We start from the raw sequence: 5828 nt of genomic DNA, 5'->3' as shown, positions 1-5828 counted from the left end.
GGGCGACCCCGCTGCCTTTTCCGATCGGGAAGAGGACCGGAGTGGCGGGAAGCGCGTCGGGCATGGCAATCACGCCGGCCACGGCAGAGGCCGCCGCCACCGCGGGTGCGGCCAGGTAGACCTCGCCCTTGCCCTGCTTGCCGGCGAAGTTGCGGTTGCCCGTGCTGACCGTCACCTCGCCGGGGCCGTTCTGGCCGATCTGGCCGGCGGCGCAGCCGCCGCAGCCGGCGTTGCCCACCAGGGCGCCGGCCTTCATGAACACGTCCACCAGACCCTCGTCCAGGCAGGCCTCCCACACCGCGCGGGTGCTGGGCACCACCTTCAGCACGACGCCGGGAGCCACGGTGCGGCCCGCGAGGACCTTGGCCGCGCGGCGCAGGTCCTCCAGCCGGCCGTTTGTGCAGGAGCCGATGAAGATCGAGTCGACCTTGCGGCCGGCCACCTCGGCGACGGGCACCGTGTCCTCGGGATGGCCCGGGCGCGCGATCATCGGGCGCAGACCGGTGATGTCCACCTCGAAGGTCGCGTCGTAGCGGGCGTCGGGATCGGCGGCGACGGGCTGGAAGACCCGGCCGCCGGCCGCGCGGCAGAAGTCCAGCACGACCTGGTTGGGCTCGAACAGGGAGATGATGCCGCCCATCTCGGTGGACATGCTGGCGATCGTGACGCGGTCGTTCACGTCCAGCGCGTCGACGATCCCGCCCGTGATCTCGGCGGCGTAGCCCAGCAGGCCGCCGGCGCCCAGGACCTGCAGCATCTTCAGGACGATGTCCTTGGCCGTGGCCTCCGGCGCGGGGCGGCCCTTCAGGACGATCCGGCACGACTTGGGCACCCTGAACCAGACCTTGCCGGAGCTCCAGGCGTAGGCGATGTCCTGGTCGCCCATGCCCTGCCCGAAGGCGCCCACGGCGCCCATGATGTTGGCGTGGCTGTCGGTGCTGACGAAGGTCGAGCCCGGGCCCACGAGCCCGTCGTCGATGGCGAGGTGGGTGCCGATGCCCTGGGTGATGTCGCGCAGGCCGACGCCCGTCTCGCGCGCGAAGATGCGGCAGATCTGCTGGTTGGCCGCGTAGCCCTGATCGCTGCCGCCGGGATTGCAGTCGAAGGTGAAGAGGGTCTTCGTCGCGTCGTCGATGCCCAGCCCGGCCTGCCGCAGGTTCTTGACCACGCTCGCGCCGCCGAAATCGCGCGCGGCCCGGACGTCCACCCGCATGTCCACGGTATCGCCCGGGCGCACGACCTCCTGGTCGCAGTGGCTGGCGATGATCTTCTCGATCAGGGTGAGGCCCACGTCGCGTCCTCCAGGTGTGGGGTAGTGCCTGTCAATCGTCACCGGCTTCTTCGAACCGGAAGTCGGGCTCTCTGCCGGCGAGCATCGCGGCCATGCCCGTATCCGTCTCGCGCGAATCCCAGCATTGCTGCTGGGACTCGAATTCCAGGGACAGCATGGTGGTCATGTCGAATTGCGACGACTGCTGCACGGCCATCTTGCTGAGCTGCAGGGCCGGCTGCGGGATCGTGGTCAGGTGCCGGGTGAACCTCTCCACCTCCTCGTCCCAGACGTCGCTCTGCACCACCCTGTCGATCAGGCCCATGCGCGCCGCCTCTTCGGCGGGGACCGAGCGCCCGGACCAGAAGAGCTCCAGGGTCCGTTTGGGACCGATGAGGCGGGGCAGCGTGTAGGTCATGCCCCAGTCCGGCAGCAGCCCGTGGCGCATGTCCTGCAGGGTGAAGGTGGCGGTGGCGCAGGCCATGCAGATGTCGGCGGCCATCACCAGGCCGAACCCGGCGTCGCGCACGTCCCCGCTGACCGCGGCCACGACAGGCTTGCCCAGCTCCTGCATCAGCGTGACCACGCGGCGCACCGTGTCGAGACCGGCCGCCATGTTCTCCATGCCCTCGCCGCGGGTGCGGTCCTCCGCTGCCGACTGCAGGCCCATGGTGGCGTCGAACGCGCCGCCCGCATCGCTCAGCAGGATGACACGCACCGCGCGGTCTTCCTGCAGGCGCAGCAGGACGTCCACCAGTTCGTCCCCGATATCCTGGAGCTGGGGGGCCGACGGGCCCAGCGAAGATATGGTCGCCACGCCATCGTCGATATCGCAATCGAAGTACTCGTAGTTCATGGCTCGCTCCTTGAACGGGCGGGGACGCTGACCGGGGGCGGCGTTCGAGCCGCCTTTCCGGACACGATAATACCCACGGGAGCGGTGTCAACGCCGGTGGTCCGACGCTGGACAACGTCCCGGACCGGTCATATGCTGCACGTGCCGGTATGCTCCGGCGAGACCGTCGGGAGATGCGTATGAGGGTGTTTCTGACCGGTGGCACCGGACTGATCGGGCGGGCCCTGATCCGGGGCTTGATCGAGCGGGGAGACGAGGCGGTCTGTATCACGCGGGATCGTCGCCGCGCGCTGTCCCGTCTGCCGCGTCCCGTCGAGATCCTGGAGGGCGACCCCGCGGCAGAGGGAGCCTGGCAGGACGCCCTGGCCGATTGCGATGCGGTGATCAACCTGGCCGGAGAGCCGCTGGCCGCAGGACGCTGGACGAGCCGGCGCAAGCAGCAGTTCCGCAGGTCCCGTCTGGAGACGACCCGCAGAGTTGTCGATGCCGTCCATGCGCACCCGCGCGTCCGTACCCTGCTGAGCGGTTCCGCGGTCGGCTACTACGCCGAGGGCGGCCGGGAGCCCCTCTACGAGGAACGCGAGGCGGGAGGCGATTTCCTGGGGCGCCTGGCCCACGAATGGGAAGGGTGCGCCCTCGAAGCCGCGTCGGGCGACACGCGCGTCGTGCTGCTGCGCACCGGGGTGGTCCTAGCCCGCGACGGCGATGCCCTGGCCCGCCTGACCATGCCCTATCGTTTCGGGCTCGGCGGTCCGCTCGGCGATCCGCGCGCTTTCTTCCCCTGGATCCACCGCTCGGACATGGTCCGGGCCACGCTACACCTGCTCGACCACGAAGGGATCTCGGGCCCGGTGAACATGGTCGTGCCCGACCCGCCGACCCAGCAGGAATTCGCACAGGCCCTGGGGCGCGTGCTGGGAAAACCTTCGGCTTTCCGCATGCCGGCGTTCCTGCTGCGCCTGGCGCTCGGTGAGATGGCCGACATGATGCTGTGCAGTTGCCGGGCGGTGCCCAAGGTCCTGCGCGCGAACGGTTTCAGCTTCAAGCACCACGATCTGGAGGCCGCTCTGATCGATCTGCTCCGGTAGCACATGGAGCCCGATAAGGCTACTGGACGAGGAGGAGCGAGCAAGACCTGGTCCGGCACGCCGCGCTTCTACAACAGTCGCGACGACAGCAACCCCGGGGATTTCCATACGCTGACCTACGAGGTCGCGGCCTTGGCGGACGTGTCCGTGCCCGCGGGCGTCTTCGCCTCGGCGCACATCGTCGCCGTGCTGCCGGCGGCGTTCGCCCGTGACGGCGTGGCGCACGACATGTCCGGCCGACGTTTACCGGACGGCGCAACGCGGGAAGACGGCCGCTGGTTGGCCGCCGGTGTGGGGAAGGTCAAGGAGATGGCCTGGGAGCCTGATGGTTTCATCGATCCCCTGCCCGGCCCCCCTCACCCCACCACGAAGGCGTCCACCTCGATCTCGCCGCGCGCGAAACGATCCAGCGACAGGGAGGCGATGATCTCGTCCGCCTCGCCGGTGAGGATGTGGCGGGCCATGCGCCGTGCCGCCACGGGCGCCAGCATGAAGCCATGACCGCTGAAACCGCACAGATGGTGGTAGCCGTCGAGGCCGGGCACGCCGCCCAGGATCGGCCGGTGGTCGGGTGTGACGTCGTACAGGCCCGCCCACTGGCGCATCAGACGCATCCCGGCGGCGGGCGGGAAGGAATCGATCAGGGCCCGGGCGAACCGGGCGGCGAAGCGGAGCTGGCTGCGGGTGTCGAAGCTGCCGGCGTCCTCCCAGCGGGGTTCGCCGGGATCGCCGATGCCGCCGAGGAGCTCGCCGCGCATGCTCTGGCTGAAGTAGATCCCGTTGGAGATGGAGATGACCATGGGGTCCAGGAACGGCTTGTAGGATTCGCTGACCATGATCTCGTGGCGCTCCTGCCGGTTGGGCAGCGACACGCCCACCTTGGCCGCCAGGGTGCGCGCCCAGGGCCCGGCGCAGTTGATCAGCAGCGGCGTCGAGATGCCGCCGCGGCTGGTGCGGACGCCGCTGATGCGTTCCCCGGTGGTCGCCACGTCGACCAACTCGGTGCGGATGAAGACCTTGACGCCCAGGCGCTGTGCCGCCCGCGCGTACCCCCACACCACCGAGAAGGGGTAGGCGGTGCCGTCGTCGGGACAGAACAGCGCGCCCGCCAGTCGGCTGACGTTCAGCTGGGGCACCAGCTTCAGGCAGTCCCGGGGCTGCAGGAATTCGCTGCGCACGCCGCAGCGGTTCTGCAGGGCCACGGCGCTGCGCAAAGTCTCCAGCTGCGCAGCGTCCTCGGTCACCATCAGATAGCCGCCCTGGCGGAAGAAGGTGTGCAGGCCGAGCTCGCCCGCGAGGCTGCCGTAGCAGGCGACGCTCTCCTTGGCCAGCAGGATGTTCTCCTCCGTGGTCCAGACCTGTCGGATGCCGCCGCCGCACCGGCCGGTGGAGCCGCTGCCGAGGTAGGCCTTCTCCAGCACCACGATGTCCCGCAGGCCGCGCCGCGCCAGCTCGACGGAGATCGCCAGACCGTTGATGCCGCCGCCCACGACGACGGCGTCGGCGCGTTGGGGCACGGGGCCGGCCGGCAGGGGGATCATGTCTCGTCCCCGGTGTCTGGCCGTTGCGGGCCTGCGGCGGCGGAAGTGCGCTTCAGGTCGTCGAGCAGGGGCGGCGGCTCGAGGCGCGCCAGCTCGGCGAAGGTCACCGGCTCGACCGGCGGCCGGATGTTGGTCAGGCATATGTCGCCGGGCGGCACGTCCCGCAGCGAGGAGAGTTCCAGCGCGGATTCGACGAGGCAGCCCTTGCCCTGGCAGAACCCGGTGCTCACGCCCGTGTAGCGCTTCAGGGACTCCAGCTCGGTGAACCCCTCGGCGTAGGCCTCGCGGAACTCCGCACGGGTCACGTCCTCGCAGCGGCAGAGGATGCGCTTGCTCATGATACGGCCTCCACGCACAGATCCTCCGGGGCGGCGCCTGCGGCTTCGCCGACGATCGACACCACCGTCCCCGATGTCCGTGCCGCCCGGGGCACGAAGCCGCCCCGGTCCGGGTCGAGCACGAGATCCGCGCCCAGCTGATAGGGTATGTCGTGGGCCGGTTTGGCCCGGGCGCACATCACGGCCAGGTCGGCCGGCAGCCGGGTCAGACCGCCGCCGCCGGCGAAGTCCAGGGTGGCGAGGGCGCCGGTGCGGGCTGTGGCCCGCCGCAGCTCGAGGCCGGCATGCAGGGCCCAGCCCAGTCTCCGGGAAGCCGCCGGGATTTCACCTTCGGCGCCGGTGACGGTGTCCGGGACCAGGGCGACGCGCGCGCCCACGGCGTGCAGCAGGGCTGCCGACAGCCACAGGTCGAAACCGTGGCCGCACACGACGGTCCTGGCGCCGGCGAGCCGCAGGCCCTGGATCGCCGCCAGCCTGTAGAGGGCGCGGGGACCCATCAGACCGGGCAGGTCGTTGTTCTCGAAGTCGCCGAGGCGATCCCAGGCGCCGCCCGCCCAGACGATCGCGGCGGCGCGGGCCACGGCCAGACCGGATTCGTCCTTCAAAAGCAGCATGTCGGGCTGATAGGCGCCCACGACCCGGACGCCGCTCAGGACTTCGATCCTGTCGGCCAGGGATATGCGCCGCGCGTCGGACTCCAGACGATCGCGCATCTGCGCGAGGCGCGGCAGGGCG

The 5828-nt window shown here is 70.4% G+C and carries 7 protein-coding genes; 1 reads left to right on the top strand and 6 read right to left on the bottom strand.

What is annotated here, in order from left to right; translation table 11 throughout:
- Together KJ554_09650 and KJ554_09645 are read right to left on the bottom strand one after the other, a co-directional pair.
- Positions 1-1291, bottom strand: a 1291-nt coding sequence (locus tag KJ554_09650; protein ID MBU0742599.1) for a 3-isopropylmalate dehydratase large subunit, incomplete at its 3' end; no start/stop codon positions are given.
- A 31-nt stretch (positions 1292-1322) separates the two neighbouring features.
- Complete coding sequence (locus tag KJ554_09645; protein MBU0742598.1) at positions 1323-2126, bottom strand: enoyl-CoA hydratase/isomerase family protein; 804 nt, start codon at positions 2124-2126, stop codon at positions 1323-1325.
- Positions 2127-2305: 179 nt separating this feature from the next.
- Between KJ554_09645 and KJ554_09640 the strand changes: the two genes are divergently transcribed.
- Positions 2306-3214 (top strand): TIGR01777 family oxidoreductase, encoded by a 909-nt coding sequence (locus KJ554_09640; protein MBU0742597.1) that lies wholly within the window; start codon positions 2306-2308, stop codon positions 3212-3214.
- A gap of 116 nt (positions 3215-3330) precedes the next feature.
- On the opposite strand, the gene KJ554_09635 is transcribed toward KJ554_09640, so the two are convergent.
- The 4 genes from KJ554_09635 to KJ554_09620 form a co-directional block, all read right to left on the bottom strand.
- Entirely contained in the window at positions 3331-3549 is a 219-nt protein-coding gene (locus tag KJ554_09635) for a hypothetical protein (GenBank protein ID MBU0742596.1), read from the bottom strand.
- Between the two features lie 21 nt (positions 3550-3570).
- The gene (locus tag KJ554_09630) at positions 3571-4755 is read right to left on the bottom strand and encodes an FAD-binding oxidoreductase (protein MBU0742595.1); all 1185 of its coding nucleotides are present in this window, start codon (positions 4753-4755) and stop codon (positions 3571-3573) included.
- Entirely contained in the window at positions 4752-5096 is a 345-nt protein-coding gene (locus KJ554_09625; protein MBU0742594.1) for a (2Fe-2S)-binding protein, read from the bottom strand. Before KJ554_09625 ends, KJ554_09630 begins: the two co-directional genes overlap by 4 nt.
- Positions 5090-5828: hypothetical protein (locus KJ554_09620; GenBank protein MBU0742593.1), on the bottom strand; the 739-nt coding region annotated here is incomplete at its 5' end. The genes KJ554_09620 and KJ554_09625, both read right to left, overlap by 7 nt.

Source organism: bacterium, from assembly GCA_018814885.1.
GTDB lineage: Bacteria > Krumholzibacteriota > Krumholzibacteriia > LZORAL124-64-63 > LZORAL124-64-63 > JAHIYU01.
The sequence above is the reverse complement of the archived record's forward strand: the minus strand, read 5'-3'. Positions and strand labels throughout refer to the sequence as shown.

Excerpts from the sequence above, each read along its gene's own strand:
- KJ554_09645 (MBU0742598.1), bottom strand. The coding sequence starts at position 2,126 with ATGAACTACGAGTACTTCGATTGCGATATCGACGATGGCGTGGCGACC.
- KJ554_09640 (MBU0742597.1), top strand. The coding sequence starts at position 2,306 with ATGAGGGTGTTTCTGACCGGTGGCACCGGACTGATCGGGCGGGCCCTG.
- KJ554_09635 (MBU0742596.1), bottom strand. The coding sequence starts at position 3,549 with ATGAAACCATCAGGCTCCCAGGCCATCTCCTTGACCTTCCCCACACCG.
- KJ554_09630 (MBU0742595.1), bottom strand. The coding sequence starts at position 4,755 with ATGATCCCCCTGCCGGCCGGCCCCGTGCCCCAACGCGCCGACGCCGTC.